General features: G+C 69.2%; 13 protein-coding genes and 1 pseudogene. 3 read left to right on the top strand and 11 right to left on the bottom strand.

Translation table 11 applies throughout. The annotated features are described in order from the left end of the window. A pseudogene (locus Q8Q77_RS01650) lies at positions 1-116 on the top strand (IS5/IS1182 family transposase); the annotation flags it as partial. Positions 117-259: 143 nt separating this feature from the next. Here Q8Q77_RS01650 and Q8Q77_RS01645 read toward each other — a convergent pair. From Q8Q77_RS01645 to Q8Q77_RS01625, 5 genes are all read right to left on the bottom strand, one after another. After that, positions 260-1,738 carry an NAD(P)/FAD-dependent oxidoreductase gene (locus tag Q8Q77_RS01645; RefSeq protein WP_305580513.1) on the bottom strand — a complete coding sequence of 493 codons (1,479 nt, stop codon included), beginning with the start codon at positions 1,736-1,738 and terminating at the stop codon, positions 260-262. A 148-nt stretch (positions 1,739-1,886) separates the two neighbouring features. Next, complete coding sequence (gene ftsA / locus Q8Q77_RS01640) at positions 1,887-3,098, bottom strand: cell division protein FtsA (protein WP_371130387.1); 1,212 nt, start codon at positions 3,096-3,098, stop codon at positions 1,887-1,889. Positions 3,099-3,236: 138 nt separating this feature from the next. Next, positions 3,237-4,148, bottom strand: a complete 912-nt coding sequence (locus Q8Q77_RS01635; protein ID WP_305580509.1) for a cell division protein FtsQ/DivIB — start codon at positions 4,146-4,148, stop codon at positions 3,237-3,239. After that, positions 4,084-5,061 carry a D-alanine--D-alanine ligase gene (locus Q8Q77_RS01630; protein WP_305580507.1) on the bottom strand — a complete coding sequence of 326 codons (978 nt, stop codon included), beginning with the start codon at positions 5,059-5,061 and terminating at the stop codon, positions 4,084-4,086. Before Q8Q77_RS01630 ends, Q8Q77_RS01635 begins: the two co-directional genes overlap by 65 nt. After that, entirely contained in the window at positions 5,058-6,452 is a 1,395-nt protein-coding gene (locus Q8Q77_RS01625; protein ID WP_371130386.1) for a M20/M25/M40 family metallo-hydrolase, read from the bottom strand. Before Q8Q77_RS01625 ends, Q8Q77_RS01630 begins: the two co-directional genes overlap by 4 nt. A gap of 102 nt (positions 6,453-6,554) precedes the next feature. Between Q8Q77_RS01625 and Q8Q77_RS01620 the strand changes: the two genes are divergently transcribed. After that, on the top strand, positions 6,555-6,974 hold the full coding sequence (locus Q8Q77_RS01620; protein ID WP_305580505.1) for a PaaI family thioesterase: 420 nt from the start codon (positions 6,555-6,557) through the stop codon (positions 6,972-6,974). A 224-nt stretch (positions 6,975-7,198) separates the two neighbouring features. Beyond that, positions 7,199-8,071 carry a THxN family PEP-CTERM protein gene (locus Q8Q77_RS01615; protein WP_305580503.1) on the top strand — a complete coding sequence of 291 codons (873 nt, stop codon included), beginning with the start codon at positions 7,199-7,201 and terminating at the stop codon, positions 8,069-8,071. A gap of 75 nt (positions 8,072-8,146) precedes the next feature. Here Q8Q77_RS01615 and Q8Q77_RS01610 read toward each other — a convergent pair whose 3' ends face one another. The 6 genes from Q8Q77_RS01610 to murD all read right to left on the bottom strand — a co-directional run bounded on the left by Q8Q77_RS01610 (position 8,147) and on the right by murD (position 14,832). Then, positions 8,147-8,743: a histidine phosphatase family protein gene (locus tag Q8Q77_RS01610; RefSeq protein ID WP_305580501.1), complete on the bottom strand. Its 597-nt coding sequence runs from the start codon at positions 8,741-8,743 to the stop codon at positions 8,147-8,149. Beyond that, a complete protein-coding gene (murB, locus tag Q8Q77_RS01605) occupies positions 8,707-9,615 on the bottom strand; it encodes a UDP-N-acetylmuramate dehydrogenase (protein WP_305580499.1) in 909 nt (302 codons plus the stop codon). The genes Q8Q77_RS01610 and murB overlap by 37 nt, the downstream gene beginning before the upstream one ends. Next, on the bottom strand, positions 9,612-11,024 hold the full coding sequence (gene murC, locus Q8Q77_RS01600; protein ID WP_305580497.1) for a UDP-N-acetylmuramate--L-alanine ligase: 1,413 nt from the start codon (positions 11,022-11,024) through the stop codon (positions 9,612-9,614). The genes murB and murC overlap by 4 nt, the downstream gene beginning before the upstream one ends. After that, positions 11,021-12,118 carry an undecaprenyldiphospho-muramoylpentapeptide beta-N-acetylglucosaminyltransferase gene (gene murG, locus Q8Q77_RS01595; protein ID WP_305580495.1) on the bottom strand — a complete coding sequence of 366 codons (1,098 nt, stop codon included), beginning with the start codon at positions 12,116-12,118 and terminating at the stop codon, positions 11,021-11,023. The genes murC and murG overlap by 4 nt, the downstream gene beginning before the upstream one ends. Positions 12,119-12,128: 10 nt before the next feature. Next, entirely contained in the window at positions 12,129-13,301 is a 1,173-nt protein-coding gene (ftsW, locus tag Q8Q77_RS01590; protein ID WP_305580493.1) for a putative lipid II flippase FtsW, read from the bottom strand. A 115-nt stretch (positions 13,302-13,416) separates the two neighbouring features. Further along, complete coding sequence (gene murD / locus Q8Q77_RS01585; RefSeq protein ID WP_305580491.1) at positions 13,417-14,832, bottom strand: UDP-N-acetylmuramoyl-L-alanine--D-glutamate ligase; 1,416 nt, start codon at positions 14,830-14,832, stop codon at positions 13,417-13,419. Positions 14,833-14,845 lie beyond the last annotated feature (13 nt).

The raw sequence follows: 14,845 nt of genomic DNA, 5'->3' as shown, positions 1-14,845 counted from the left end.
AACGCTTCTTCAGCCGCATCAAGCACTTCCGGCGCATCGCAACCCGATACGACAAGCTCGCGTCCACCTTCATGGGCTTCGTCACCCTCGCCGCCATCATGCTGTGGCTCAAATAGCTAAATGGTCACCGCTACCTAGAGCTTGCGGTGAAGCTTGTGGTTTCGGCGCGTCGTCTCGCGCTCATTCCGGCGGCTCACACTCGGTCCCCACGATTGTCCCCAGGGTCGCCCGCGAACGTCCACAGGACATACAGCCGGGGCTAGGCGGCCTGGCGCGCCGTGCTGGGGGCCGGCTTGGCGAATTCCATGACCCCGTCGTCCACCGTGGCGTATTTCAGGTTCATGAGGTCGAGCGCGTAGTTCTGGTGCAGCTTCCACGGGGCCTTCGAGCCCTGCTTGGGGAACTTCTCCATCGCCCGCTGGACGTAGCCCGAGGTGAAGTCCAGCCACGGCTCCTCACCAACGGTCGGGTCAGTGTTACGCGGCGTGCACTGGCTCGTACGCGTCTTCGTCATGTGATTGAGCAGCCGGCAGACATACTCGCAGGTCAGGTCGCACTTCAGCGTCCACGAGGCGTTGGTGTAGCCGAAGGACGAGGCCAGGTTCGGCACGTCGCGGTACATCATGCCCTTGTAGCTCATGGTCCTGGCCGGATCGATGCGCTGGCCGTCGACGCTCAGTTCCAGGCCGTTCAGGGCCTTCAGCTCCAGGCCGGTGGCGGTGACGATCACGTCGGCCGCCAACTCCTCGCCCGACTTCAGCTTGATGCCGGTCTCGGTGAAGGTCTCGATATGGTCGGTGACCACCGAGGCGGTCCCGGCCTTGATCGACTGGAACAGGTCGGCGTCCGGCACCAGGCATAGGCGCTGGTCCCAGGGATTGTAGCTGGGCGTGAAGTGCTTATCGACGTCGTAGTCGGGGCCGAGTTCCTGGCGCACCATGCCGATGATCCGCTGCTTGGCGGCCTGCGGGTTCTTGCGGGTGGCGTTGTAGAAATACATGCCGAACAGCACGTTGCGCCAACGCACGATGGCGTAGGCCAGCTTGGCCGGCAGCCAACGGCGCAGGTCGTTGGCCATCTTGTCCTCGGCGGGTCGCGAGACGACGTAGGTCGGCGAACGCTGCAGCATGGTGACGTGCGCCGCGTCCTTGGCCATCTCGGGGACCAGGGTGACGGCGGTGGCGCCGGAGCCGATCACCACCACCCGTTTGCCGGCGTAGTTCAGGTCTTCCGGCCATTGCTGCGGATGGACCACGGTCCCCTTGAACCGTTCGGCGCCCGGGAAGTCCGGGGTGTAGCCGTTCTCGTAGCTGTAGTAGCCGCCGCACAGGAACAGGAAGTTGCAGGTGTAGCGGACCGCCTCCCCGTCTCGCACGGCCTCGACCGTCCAGGCCGATGTCTCGCTGGACCAGGCCGCGCGCTTCACCTGGCAACCGAAACGGACGTGGCGATCGATGTCGTTCTCGCGCGCGGTCTCGCGCACATAGCCGAGGATCGACGGCCCGTCGGCGATGGCCTTGGCCTGGGTCCAGGGCTTGAAGGCGTAGCCCAGGGTGTACATGTCGCTGTCAGAGCGGATGCCGGGGTAGCGGAACAGGTCCCAGGTCCCGCCGATGGCCTGGCGACCCTCGAGGATCGCATAGGTCCGGCCCGGGCAATTGGCCTGCAGATGGTAGGCCGCACCGATCCCCGAGAGGCCCGCGCCCACGATCACCACATCGAAATGCTGGTCCGCCATCGGAGACTCCCCGTTCCTGAACGCCGATCACTTAGCGGAAATCGCCGCTGAATCAAGCGTTTCAGTCGGATTGGCGTAACGCAGGTCCGCGGGCAAGCGGCCATGCGGTCGCACGACGGCGGCTGGCGGCGCTCTCGGAAAGGGTGGGCTAGAGGTTCTCGCGCAGCCAGGCGGCGGCCTTGGCCACCGGGTTGGCGCCCGGATCCAACGGTTCGCGGCGCAGCTTGGCTGAGGCGAGCGCCTTGGCCGACACAGCCTCGCGCGGCCCGAAAGCGGCGCGTTGCAGGACGCCCGCGGCGGCGCAGAACGCCGGGCCCGAGGCTGCGTCGGCCAGGTGGGGCACCCGGCGCGGACGGCCCAGGCGCACCGGACGGTCGAAGACGCGGACGGCCACTTCGCGCACGCCGGCCAGCTGGCTGGCGCCGCCGGTCAGCACGAGACCAGCCCCAGCCTCGACGGGAGCGCCGGAGGCCTTCAGCCGGTCGCGCAGCAGTTCCAGGGTTTCTTCGACGCGCGGGGCGATGATGCCCTTCAGCAGCGAACGAGGCGCGATCACCGGGCCCGCGCCCGGATCGTCGCCGCGCGGCGGCGCCTCGATCATCTCGCGGTCCTCGTTGGCCGAGGCGATGGCCGAGCCGTGCAGGGTCTTAATCCGCTCGGCGCCGGCCATGGAGGTGGAGAGCCCGCGGGCGATGTCGGCGGTCACGTGGCTGCCGCCCACCGGCAGGGTCTCGACATGGATCAGGCTGCCGCCGGCGAACACGGCCGCGGAGGTCGAGCCGCCGCCCATGTCGATGCAGACCGCGCCCAGGTCCATCTCGTCTTCTTCCAGGGCGGCGAGCGCCGAGGCGAAGGGCGCGGCGACCACGCCCTCGAACTGGAGGTGGGCGCGCTCGACGCAGGCGCCCAGGGTCTGGAACACGGCCTCGCTGACCGAGACGACCAGCAGCTCGACCCCCAGCGCGCGGCCGAACATGGCGCGCGGATCGCGGATCGCCGCCTGGCCGTCCACCGACCAGGCGACCGGTAGAATGTGGGCGGCCCGGCGGCCGGGGATCTTGATCTGCGACAGGGCGTGCTGGATGGCGCGCACCAGGTCGGCGTCGGAGATCGGGCGCGCGCCGATGGAGACACGGCCGGCGATGCGATGGCTGGTGAGCTGGCCGCCGGCGGTGGCGACGGTGACGCCCTGGACCTGCACGCCGGCGACGTTCTCGGCCCGCTCAACGGCTTGGGCGATGGCGTCGGAGGCCTCATCCAGGTTGACGATGGCCCCTCCGCGCACGCCGCGCGACTGAACATAGCCCACGCCCGCGGCGGTCAGGGTGCGGTCGCCTCGACGCACGCCGTCGGGCTTCATGATGAAGCATGTGACCTTCGACGCGCCCAGGTCCACGGCCGCCACCACGGGTTGGCGGCTCAGCGCGGCCTTCAGGCCTTCGCGGCTGTCCTTGCGGTCCTCGACTCGGGTCGCCAAGCTCGTAATCCCTCTATCCAATCACGCGCCGCCGGCGACGAGCTGCCCGGGAAGGGCGCCATCGCGCGGCCGTATCGCCACCGTCGCCGGATCGCGCAGGTCGATCCGCTCGAAACCCAATTCCAGGATCCGCGAACGCTGGTCCAGCTGCTCGAGCTGGATCAGGGCCGCGCCCTCGTCGACCGCCGGCAGTTGCACCAGCGATCCGTCCTTCAGCCGCAGGTCCCAGCGGCGGCCGTCGACCCGCACCAGGGCCTCCAGCCGCTCCGCCAGCCGCGGCCGGGCGGCCACCTCCGGCAGGATCTGGGCGGCGAACTCATTGGCGCCCGCGCCGACGATCAGCGGCAGGGCGCCGAACAGGCGAGGATCGGCTTCAGGGATCACCCGGCCGGTCTCGTCGATCACCCGGCTGCGTCCGCCGCTCTGCCAGACGGCGAGCTGGCGGCGTTCGACCACGGCGAGCACCAGGGTGTCGGGCAGCAGGCGCACGACGCGCGCCTCCTTCACCCAGCCCACAGCCTCGACCCGTTTGCGCACCTCTTCCAGGTTCAGGCCCAGCAGCGGCTGGTCCTGGTAGACCCCCGCAGCCTTCAGGATGTCCGGCGCGGCCATATCCGAGGCGCCCTGGACGTGCACCGCCTTCAGCTTGAACCCGATACTGGCGAACTCGGTGCCCACCGCCTCGTTGACCGCCGCGTGCAGGGCCTGGGCCCGGCCGCCGGTGGCCAGGGTGGCGCCAAGCGTCAGGGCCAGGACGCAGGCCGACGCGGCCAGCGCCACTACAGGCGACAAGCCGACGCCGCGGGCGGCCTTCAATTTTCCAGGGGCGTACGCCCCCTGCTTCTTGGGCTGGGGTCGAGCCTTGGTGCTAGGGGGCGCTTTGGCCCGGGGTTTCGCTGACGCTCGCGATCCCCCCCGCATCGCCGCGGGCATAAGCATCCTCCGTGATCCAAAGCACTAGACGGTCGAAGTCCACGCCCTTCGACGCCGCCTGCTCGGGGACGAGCGAAGTGGGCGTCATGCCGGGCTGTGTGTTGACCTCCAGAAGGACCAGAATGTCGTTAATGTCGTCATAACGAAGGTCGGATCGGGTAACGCCTCGACAACCAAGCGCCGCATGGGCCCGCTCCGACAGCTCCAGGGCCTTTTCGAAGGCGTGCAAGGGAATTTGGGCTGGAACGATGTGCTCAGACCCCCCGTCCCGGTACTTGGCTTCGTAGTCGTAGAAACCTGAGCGCGGCACTATGTCCGTCACCGTGATCGCCTTGCCGTCCATCACGGCCACGGCCAGCTCCCGGCCGCGGATATAGGGCTCGATCATCACCTCCTCACCAAAGGTCCAGCTGGGCGCGGCGATCTCCTGGGGCGGGCGGTTGGCGCCATCCTGGACGATGAACACGCCCACCGACGAACCCTCGGCGTTGGGCTTCACCACATAGGGCGGCGGCATGACGTGGTCGGCGGCGGCCTCGAAGCGGTTGAACAGCCCGCCCGCCGGCACGGTCACCCCGGCCGCGGCCAGCACCGCCTTGGACTTGGCCTTGTCCATGGCCAGCGCCGAGGCCAGCACCCCGGAGTGGGTGTAGCGCAGGCCAAGCGTCTCCAGGACGCCCTGGACGCAGCCGTCCTCACCCCATTCCCCGTGCAGGGCGTTGAAGCAGACGTCGGGCTTCAGCCTGGCCAGGACCTGGGCCAGGTCGCGCCCGGCGTCGACGCGGGTGACCTTGGCGCCCAGCCGTTCCAGGGCGTCGCCGCACTCGCGGCCGGAGACCAGGCTGACCTCCCGCTCGGAGGACAACCCACCCATCAGTAGGGCCACATGGCGGCCGGCGAGAGGCTTGCTCATTTGGCCTCCTTGGCGGTCTTGCGGAAGTCGATGTCGCTGTCGGCGACCGTGTAGATGAACGCGGTCCAAACGGCGACGTTCTGCGCCAGTTCCTTGGGGTCGATCTTGTCCAGGGTGTCGTCGGCCGAGTGGTGCAGGTCGAAATAGCGACCGGCGTCCTGGTTGAACTCGGTCACCGGAACGCCCAGGGCCCGCAGGCCGTCGGTGTCGGACCCGCCCTCGGCCGCCGGTTGCCGCGAGACGATGGCCTTCAGCGGCGTCACCGCCGCGGCGAAGGCCTGCATGGCCGGGTGACCCAGGCCGCCCTTGGGCAGCTTGGCGTTGTAGACCTCGCCCGCGCCCAGGTCGCTCTCTCCGACGACGACGATCTTGCCGGCTTCGTCCTTGTGTGCGGCGGCGTAGGCGTCGCCCGAACCGCCCTGTTCCTCTGCGCCCCACATCACCACGCGGATCGTGCGGCGCGGCCGTTCGGCGCCCGCCAGCTTGGCCGCGGCGGTGGTGATGGCGATGCCCGCGGCGTCGTCGACCGCGCCCGTGCCTGGATCCCAGGAATCCAGGTGACCGCCGACGATCACCACCTCGTCCGGGGCCTCGCGGCCCCGGATCTCGCCGACCACGTTGTAGGCCGGGGCCTTCTCGCGGAAGGTCGAGTCCATGGATAGCTTGATCCGCACCGGCTGGCCGCGGGTGACCATGCGCTCCAGCAGGTCGGCGTCAGGCGTGGACAGAGCCGCCATCGGGATGCCCGCCGTCGCCCCGCCGCCGCCGGTGTGCGGCAGGCGGGTGTCGTCGGTGGACACGGAGCGGACCAGGAAGGCCACCGCACCGCGCTTGGCGGCCTCGGATCCGCCGATGACGCGGGGTAGGACCCCGGAGCCATAGCCTTCGATGCCCTGGGTTCGGCGCATGGCCTGGGTCACCACGGCGATCTTGCCCTTGAGCGATCCGGGGGGTTGGGCCATCAGCTCGGCCAGGCTCTTGAACAGCACGACCTCCGCTTCGATCCCGCCGGGCGGGGTGGGCGTCGAGCGGCCGAGGCCCAGGATCTGCAGCTTCTGCGGATAAGGCGAGACGATCTCCGCCGACTCCGCGCCGCGAAGCCACGAGGTGGTCTCGAAGGTCTCCACATGGACGTTGACGAAGCCGAGGCTCGTCAGCTTCTCGACGCCCCAGTCGCGGGCGCGGTCCATGGCGGGCGAGCCCTGAGGGCGCGCCCCGATCTCCGTGGTCAGGGACTCGGCCACGGCCCAGGCCGTGGGGTCGGCGAGCGCCTTGTCGCGAAGCGCGGCGGCGGTTGGGGCGAGGTCGGCGGCCTGGGCCGGGGCCGCCGCGGCGAGGATGGCGGCCGCGACCGCGAACAGAGCAATGCGCATGCCCGGCGGGTGCGCCACGCGCGGAGTCCTGTCAAGACGCCCGCGATCGAAGTCTCCGTGTTGCTGACAGCACGTTGGCGCCAGGGCGCGCGCAACATGGCCTCGCAACCGGAGACCGCCATGCTCGTCGCAACCGCCCTCGATCGCCTGCCCACGCCGCCCTGCGCCCTGCTGCTCGGCTGGCGGGTCGTGGACGCCCGCCCGGCCGACGGCTGGATCCGCCTGGGCTTCGAGGCCCGGCCGGAGTTCCGCAATCCCGCCGGCTTCATCCAGGGTGGGTTCCTGGCCGCCATGCTGGACGACACCATGGGTCCGGCTGTCTTCGCCCATACCGAGGGCGCGCTCTATACGGCCACCATCGACATGAACGTCACGTTCCTCAGGCCGGCCAAGGTGGGCCGCCTGTTCGGCGAAGGCCAGGTGTTGCAGCTCGGCAAGACCGTGGGCTTCGTCGAGGCGCGCCTGATGGACGAGGACGGCGGGCTGCTTGCTCGGGCCACGGCCAGCGTCCGCCTGGTGGCGACTGAGAAGGTGCTCTGATCGCCCGTCGGGAGGCGGCGAACTCAAGTTCGTACAACTGACCGGTGAATTCTTCGCCTGTCTGGTGTTTTGAGCGCGAACACTCTCGATGACCTTGAGATCTCGCGCATTCCCCAAGTCGAGATCAGCATCCAGCCGATTCACCCAACTTGAATGTCTATTAAGAAATGGTTAAGGTTGTACCGAAGACTGCGCGGCGGTTCGGCGCGAGGGGGACTATCGTTATGGGTTTCAAGTCGAATTCGCGCAACCTGGCGATAGCAGCCGCGGCCCTGGTCGCGGTTTCCGCCGCCGCCGTGACGCCGGCCGCCGCTGGCGTGGTCGTGTTCAGCAACGTGAAGGGCTCGTGGAGCGATTCGACGCCCGTCGCCGGCATCACCATCGCCAACGGCGATCCCACCTCGACGGCCAGCTGGGGCAATGGCACGGCCGCCGGCGGCTACCACCAGAGTAGCTACAAGTTCACCGGCGCGGGCGCGGTGACGCCTGACTTGGGTGATGGCGACAGCGCCGGCCCCTTCCAGATCGGTGAGTTCCAGCACAACAACTGGCCGATCACCGGCGCCTCGCTGACCTCGATCAAGCTGGCCTTCACCGCCGACATCACCGTCGACGGCGACCTGATCGGCACCAAGACCTTCGACTTCTTCTTTACTCACCACGAAACGCCGAACGCCGGCGGCGCCGGCGGGGCTTGCGCCTACGGCGGCGTTTCGGGCGACTCCAACAACAAGTTCGGCTGCTCCGACAATGTGACGGTGAACTCCAACTCCCTGAACAACATGTTCACGGTGGGCGCCGACACCTACACCTTGGAAATCGCGGGCTTCCTGGTGGGTACGGACTTCGTGACCAACTTCCTGACCAAGGAAAGCGGCTATGAAGAAGTCTGCGTGACCAGCGGCTGGAAGAAGAAAAAGAAGTGCCACAAGGAAGAGCGCGCCTACGACAACAAGGCGGGCGTGATGGCCGAGGTCAGCATGATCACCTCCGCGGTGCCTGAGCCCTCGACCTGGGCCATGATGATAGTCGGCTTCGGCGCGGTGGGCTCGATGGTTCGCAGCGCGCGCCGCCGCAACGCCTTCGTCGCCATCTAGGGCGCCGCGCTTTCCACGACCAAGCTTTCCACGAATTGAACGCCGCCGATCGCAGGATCGGCGGCGTTTTTCGTTTCAGGGGTCGAGGATGTCGAATCCCGAACCGTCTTCGGTCAACACCGCCGCCGACCCCAGGCCCAGGCGCCGCCAGAACGGCACGGGATCGAAGCCCAGCCGCGCGCTGAGCCAGAAGGTGATGATCCGGCCGTGGGCGACAACCACCTTGGTCCCCTCCCCTGACGCGGCGACCCGCGCCATCGCCCCGGCGAACCGCGCGCGGGCGCTGGCGCCGGTCTCCTCGCCCATCACCAGGCGATCGGGGTTGCGCAGGGCGGCCTCGATCAGGGCCTCGATCCCGCCCGGCGTGGTGATGAAGCGATTGTGGTCGGCGCGGTGCTCGTGAAGGTCCGCATCGCGCTGAACGGTCAGACCCAGCACCTGCCCCATGGCCTGGCCGGTGTCGTAGGCCTTGGGCTCGGAGCTGGCGAACAGGGCCCGCGGGCTGAAGGCGGCGAGCCTTCCGGCCAGGGCGACGGCCGCCTCGCGGCCCTCCGCCGACAGCGCCCACTGGGACCGGGGTATTTCGGGCGCGATGACCGGCTGGCCGTGCTTGACGAGGATCAGTCGGCCCGGCGTCAGGCCTTGGGGCGGCCGATGCGCTTGATTTCCCATTCCAGCTCGATTCCAAGCTTGGCCTTCACGTCGGCGCGCACCGCCTCGCCCAGGCCTTCCAGATCGGCCGCGGTGGCTTCCCCGGTGTTGATCAGGAAGTTGGCGTGCAGGGGCGAGAACATGGCCCCGCCATGGGGCTTGCCGCGCCAGCCGGCCGCGTCGACCAGCTTCCACGACGATTGGCCGGGCGGATTCTTGAAGGTCGAGCCGCCGGTCTTCTCGCGGATCGGCTGGGTGGTCTCGCGCCGCGCGGTGATCTCGGCCATGCGGGCCTCGATGGCCGCCGGATCGTCCGGGTGGCCTTCGAACAGGGCGCCGGTGAAGATCAGCCCGCCCTCCGCGGCCTTGGCGGACTTGCGGTAGGTGAAACCCATCTGGTCGTTGCTGAAGGTCGCGCGCTCTCCCGTCCGGGTGACGGCGTAGGCCTCGACCAGCACGTCCCTGGTCTCGGCGCCGTAGCAGCCGGCGTTCATCACCGTGGCCCCGCCGATCGAGCCCGGCACGCCGCGATAGAACTCCAGCCCCGAGATCCCTGCCTTGCCCGCCTCACGCGCCAGCACCGCATCGGGGACAGCCGCGCCGGCGTAGATCCGGTCGCCGCCGCGCGGCTCGACCTTGCCGAACGCCTTGCCCAGCCGCACCACCACGCCCTCGACGCCGCCATCGCGGACCAGGGTGTTGGATCCCACGCCGATGGGCGTGACCGGCACGGCGGGGTCCAGGTCCTTCAGGAAAGCCGCCAGGTCGTCCTCATCCTGCGGCAGGAAGATCACGTCCGCCGGTCCGCCCACCCGGAACCAGGTAAAAGGCGCGAGCGGCTCGTCCTTGAGGATGACGCCACGAACCGCCGGCAGCCTGTCGCGCCAGCTCACTTGGCCAGGGCCTCTAGCTGCCCTGGTAGGGCGTTGGCCCACGCGGTGATGTCGCCGGCCCCGAGGCAGACCACCAGATCGCCGTCCCTCGCCTCCTCCGCCACCAGGCGCGGCAGGGCGGCGGGGCTTTCCAGCGGCAGCGCCCGCCTGTGGCCAAAGCGGCGCAGGCCCTCGACCAGGGCGTCGCGGCTCGCGCCCTCGATGGGGCTCTCCCCGGCGGTGTAGACATCGGCGACGATCACCGTGTCGGCGTCGTTGAAGCAACCGCAGAACTCGGCGAACAGGTCGTGCAGGCGCGAATACCGATGCGGCTGGACCACGGCGATCACCCGCCCATTGGTCACCGCCCGGGCCGCCTTCAGCACCGAGGAAATCTCCACCGGATGGTGGCCATAGTCGTCGATGACCCGGACGCCGCCCGCCACGCCTGTGGTGGTGAAGCGGCGCTTCACCCCGCCGAAGCCGGCCAGGCCCTTGCGGATGTCGTCGCCCGACACGCCCAGCTCCCGGGCGACGGCGATGGCGCCCAGGGCGTTCAGCACATTGTGCTGGCCCGCCATCGGCATGTGGAGGTCGTTCAGCCGGGTGACCTCGCCGTCCTGGGGCGCGAAGACGGCGTCGAAGCGCGAACCGTCGGGCCCCATGGCGATCTTCTCGGCGCGGACCTCGGCCTGGGGGTTGGTTCCGTAGGCGATCAGCCGGCGATTCACCACCCGGGCGGCCATGGCCTGGACCTCGGGATGGTCGGTGCAGACCGCGGCGAAGCCGTAGAAGGGCACGCCTTCGACGAAGGTCTGGAACGCCTTCTTCGCCGTTTCGAAGTCACCGTAGTAGTCGAGGTGCTCGGGGTCGATATTGGTGACGATCCCGCAGGTGGACCGTAGCCGCAGGAAGGTCCCGTCGCTCTCGTCGGCCTCGACGACCATCCAGTCGCCCTCGCCCACCTTGGCGTTGGCGCCATAGGCGTTGATGATCCCGCCGTTGATAACCGTGGGGTCCAGGCCGCCGGCGTCCAGCAGGGCCGCGACCATCGAGGTGGTGGTGGTCTTGCCGTGGGTGCCGGCGACGGCGACGGAGAACTGATGGCGGGTCAGTTCGGCCAGCATCTCGCCGCGATGGACCAGCGGCAGGCGCTTCTCGCGCGCGGCGACCATCTCAGGATTGTCGGCCTTGATCGCCGTCGAATAGACGATGGCCGAGGCGCCTTCGACGTTGCTCGGGTCCTGGCCGATGAACACCTTGGCGCCCAGCTTCTCCAGGCGCTCGGTGTTGGCGCTGGCCTTGGCGTCGGAGCCCTGCACTGTGTAGCCGATGCGCAGCATGATCTCGGCGATGCCGCTCATGCCGATCCCACCGATGCCGATGAAGTGGACGGGGCCGAGGGCGAAAGGGACTGGACGCTTGTTCATCGTTTCGCGGCGGTCTTCTCAACAAGATCGGCCAGCCGTTCGGCGGCGTCGGGTTTGGCGACGGAGCGCGACCCGGCCGCCATGCGGACCAGGCGCTCGGGATTGGTCAGCAACTTCTCAAGCGCCGAGGTCATGACGTCGACGGTGAGCTGGCTCTCGCGCGCCACCTCGGCCCCGCCGGCCTCGGCCAGCACACGGGCGTTCTGGCCCTGGTCATCGTCCAGCGCTATGGCCAGAGGGATCAGGATGGCGGGCTTGCCGGCCACCGCGAGCTCGCAGACCGTGCCCGCGCCCGAGCGGCCGATCACCAGGTGGGCGTCGCGCAACCGGCCGGCCATGTCGCGGAAGAACGGCGCGATCTCGGCCTCCACCATGGCATTGGCGTAGATCCGCCGGGCGTTGTCCATGGACTCAGACCGGGTCTGCTGTTGCACCTTCAAGCGGCGACGCAGAGCCTCAGGCAGCTTTAGGATCGCCTCGGGCAGCAGTTCGGAGAGCAGCCGCGCGCCCTGGCTCCCGCCAGTGATCAGCACGCGGATCGGACCATCCGCCGTGGGCCCGACATAGGGAACCTCGGCCAGGGCCCGGATCTCGGGCCGCATGGGATTGCCCACGACCACGGCGCTCTTGGCCACCTTCTCCGGCGCCTTCTGCAGCACCGGAAAGGCGCAGGCCACGGCGCGGACATGGTTGGCCAACTGGCGGTTGGCGCGGCCCATGACCGCGTTCTGCTCGTGGATCACGGTCGGCCGGCCCTGGGTGATCCCGGCCAGCAGGCCCGGAACCGAGGGATAGCCGCCGAAACCCACCACCACGTCGGGATCGATGCGGGCGAAGGCCTTGCGCGCCTGCATGACGCCGCGGACGATCGAGACCCCGGCCAAGGCCATGCTCACCGGGTCGCGGGGCTTGTAGGTGCGGGCCGACAGGCCGATGCGCTCCTCGGCCGGGAAGCTCTCGGCGAAGGCCGCCACCCGCTCGTCGCTGGCCAGCACGATCCGCCAACCGCGCGCGATCAGCGCCTCGGCCAGGGCCTGAGCGGGAAACAGGTGGCCTCCGGTCCCCCCGGCGGCGACGACGGCGATCTTGCCCATGGCTCAGCGTTTAGGCGAAGGCGCCGGCCTTGGCGAGGCCTTCGGTCTGGGAATAGGCGCCCGGCCTGCGGCGGGTGAGCGCCAGGGCCATGCCCAGGGTCAGGCTGATCGCGAGCATGGAGGAGCCGCCGCTGGAAATGAACGGCAAGGTCATGCCCTTGGTCGGGATCATGTTCAGGTTCACCGCGATGTTGATGAAGGCCTGCTGGCCCACCAGCACGAACAGGCCCGCGGCCGCCACCTGCTCGAAGGGGTCCGACAGCTTCATCGACTTGTAGAGCCCGCGCACCACGATGAACGAGAAGACCGAGATCAGCAGCAGCGAGAAGATCAGGCCGTACTCCTCGGCCGCCACCGAATAAATGAAGTCGGTGTGGGCGTCGGGGATGTTCTTCTTCAGCACGCCCTCCCCCGGGCCGCGCCCGAACAGGCCGCCCCCGGCGATCGCCTCGGCCGCCCGGTCCACCTGGAAGGTGTCCGCGCGCTCGGGGCTCAGGAACCGATCGACCCGGCTGGCCACGTGCGGGAACAGGAAATAGGTCGACGAGAGACCCACGACCGCCACCCCGCCCAACAGCATCACCCAGGACAGCGGCACGCCAGCCATCCAGAAGGCGGCGCCAAAGGCCACGGTGATCAGCACTGTCTGGCCCACATCGGGCTGGATCAGCAGCAGGCCGACCGAGAGGAAATAGAGCGCGAAGGCGATGGAGACGCCGGGCACCCCCTGGCCCTTCTGGCCCTCGGAGAACATCCAGGAGACCAGCACGATCAGGGCCGGTTTCATGAATTCCGACGGCTGCAGGGTAAAGCCGGCGATGCTGATCCACCGGGTCGCCCCCTTGGCCGAATGGCCCATGAACGGCAGGGCGATCATGATGGCGATGGCGATCAGATAGACGAAGAACGCCGCCCGACGCACTCCGCGGCCATCCAGCATGGAGGTGGCGATCAGGATGCCCGCCCCGGCAACGGCGAATACGCACTGGCGCACGGCGAAGTGGAACGGGTCGCCGATGTTGAGCCGCGCCGCCGCCGCCGGGCTGGCGGCGAAGGACATCAGCACGCCCACCGCGATCAGCGCGGCCACGGCGCCCAGCATCCAGCGATCGGTGGTCCACCACCATACGCCCATCTGCGACCTGTCGCTTCGGGCGAATGCGTGGGCTTGGGTGGGTTTCATCGCGGGTCCATCGAGGCGGTTCGCATGCGGCCTTCCGTATCCTGCAGAAGACCTGTTCATGGTTAAATCTTCTTAACCGCCGCCGCCTTACGCCTGCGGCGCTTCCGCCCGTGACCTAGGCTCGCGCGCCCTTGGCCGTGGGCTGGGCCAGGCCCATCACTGCGCCGCGAAACGCCTCGCCGCGCGCCTCGAAGTCGGCGAACTGGTCGAAGGAGGCGCAGGCCGGGGACAGCAGGACGATGGCGTCCTGGCCAGTGGCCGCCGCGTCGGCATAGGCCATGGCGGTGGCCGCCTCGATGGTGCCGCACTCGGCGATCTCGGCCTTGCCCTTCAGGGTCTTGGCGAAGGCGCTCTGAGCCGCGCCGATCAGGTAGGCCTTCTCGATGCGCGGGAAGAGGTCGGTCAGGCTGTCGATGCCGCCGGTCTTGGGCTCGCCGCCGGCGATCCAGTAGAACTTCGGATAGCTGGACATGGCCTGGCGGGCGGCGTCGGTGTTGGTGGCCTTGCTGTCGTTGACGAAGCGCACGCGGCCCACCTGGCCCACGGTCTCCATACGGTGCACCAGGCCCGGGAAGGTCATCAGCCCCTCGGCCGCTTCCTGGGGCGAGACGCCCAGGCCCCGCACCGCGGCGTAGGCGGCCGCGGCGTTCTGCCAGTTGTGCCGACCCGGCAGGGAGCGGGCGCGCAGCAGATCGGCGATCTCGATCGCACGTTCCCCGGTGGCGTCATAGAGCAGGCCCTGCAGGGCGTAGACCCCGCGGCCCATGGCCTTGGAGGCGGAGATCGGCACGATGGTGCGGCGGTTGGCGGCGGTGATCTCGGTGCAGATCCGCTGGCCCCAGGGATCGTCCACCCCGATCACCGCGGTGTCGCCCTTGCCCTGGTTCAGCAGCACCCGGCGCTTGGCGGCCACATAGCCCTCCATGCCGCCGTGGCGCTCCAGGTGGTCGGGCGAGATGTTCAGCAGCACCGCGACGTCGGGCTTGAGGCTGTGGGTCAGGTCGAGCTGGTAGGAGCTCATCTCCAGGACGTAGACGGCCCCGCCGTGCATGTCGTCCAGCCCCAGCACGCCCACGCCGATATTGCCGCCGATGCGGGTGTCACGTCCGGCGCTGGCGCAGATGTGGCCGATCAGGGCGGTGGTGGTCGACTTGCCGTTGGTGCCGGTGATGGCCACGACCTTCGGGCGCTTGTGCTCGGGCGCGGCGTTCACGGCGCGGGCGAACAGCTCCATGTCGCCGACGATCTCGACGTCGTGGGCCCTGGCGCGGTCCACGGTCCAGTGCGGCGCCGGATGGGTCAGCGGCACGCCGGGCGACAGCATGAGGGCGGCGAACTTCGACCAGTCGGCGGTGGTCAGGTCGACCAGCGGCAGGCCCAGCGCCTGGGCCGCGGCGCGACCTTCGGGACGCTCGTCCCACAGCGCGACCTCGGCCCCTCCGGCCAGCAGGGCGTGCGCGGCCGCCAGGCCCGTTCGGGCCAGGCCGAACACCGCCACCGTCCTGCCTTCGAAGCCGCGGACCGGGATCATGACCTGTGCGAGC

Origin of the sequence: Phenylobacterium sp. (assembly GCF_030698145.1) — a bacterium.
GTDB lineage: Bacteria > Pseudomonadota > Alphaproteobacteria > Caulobacterales > Caulobacteraceae > Phenylobacterium.
Note: the sequence above shows the minus strand (reverse complement) of the source record. Positions and strands in the feature narration are given on the sequence as shown.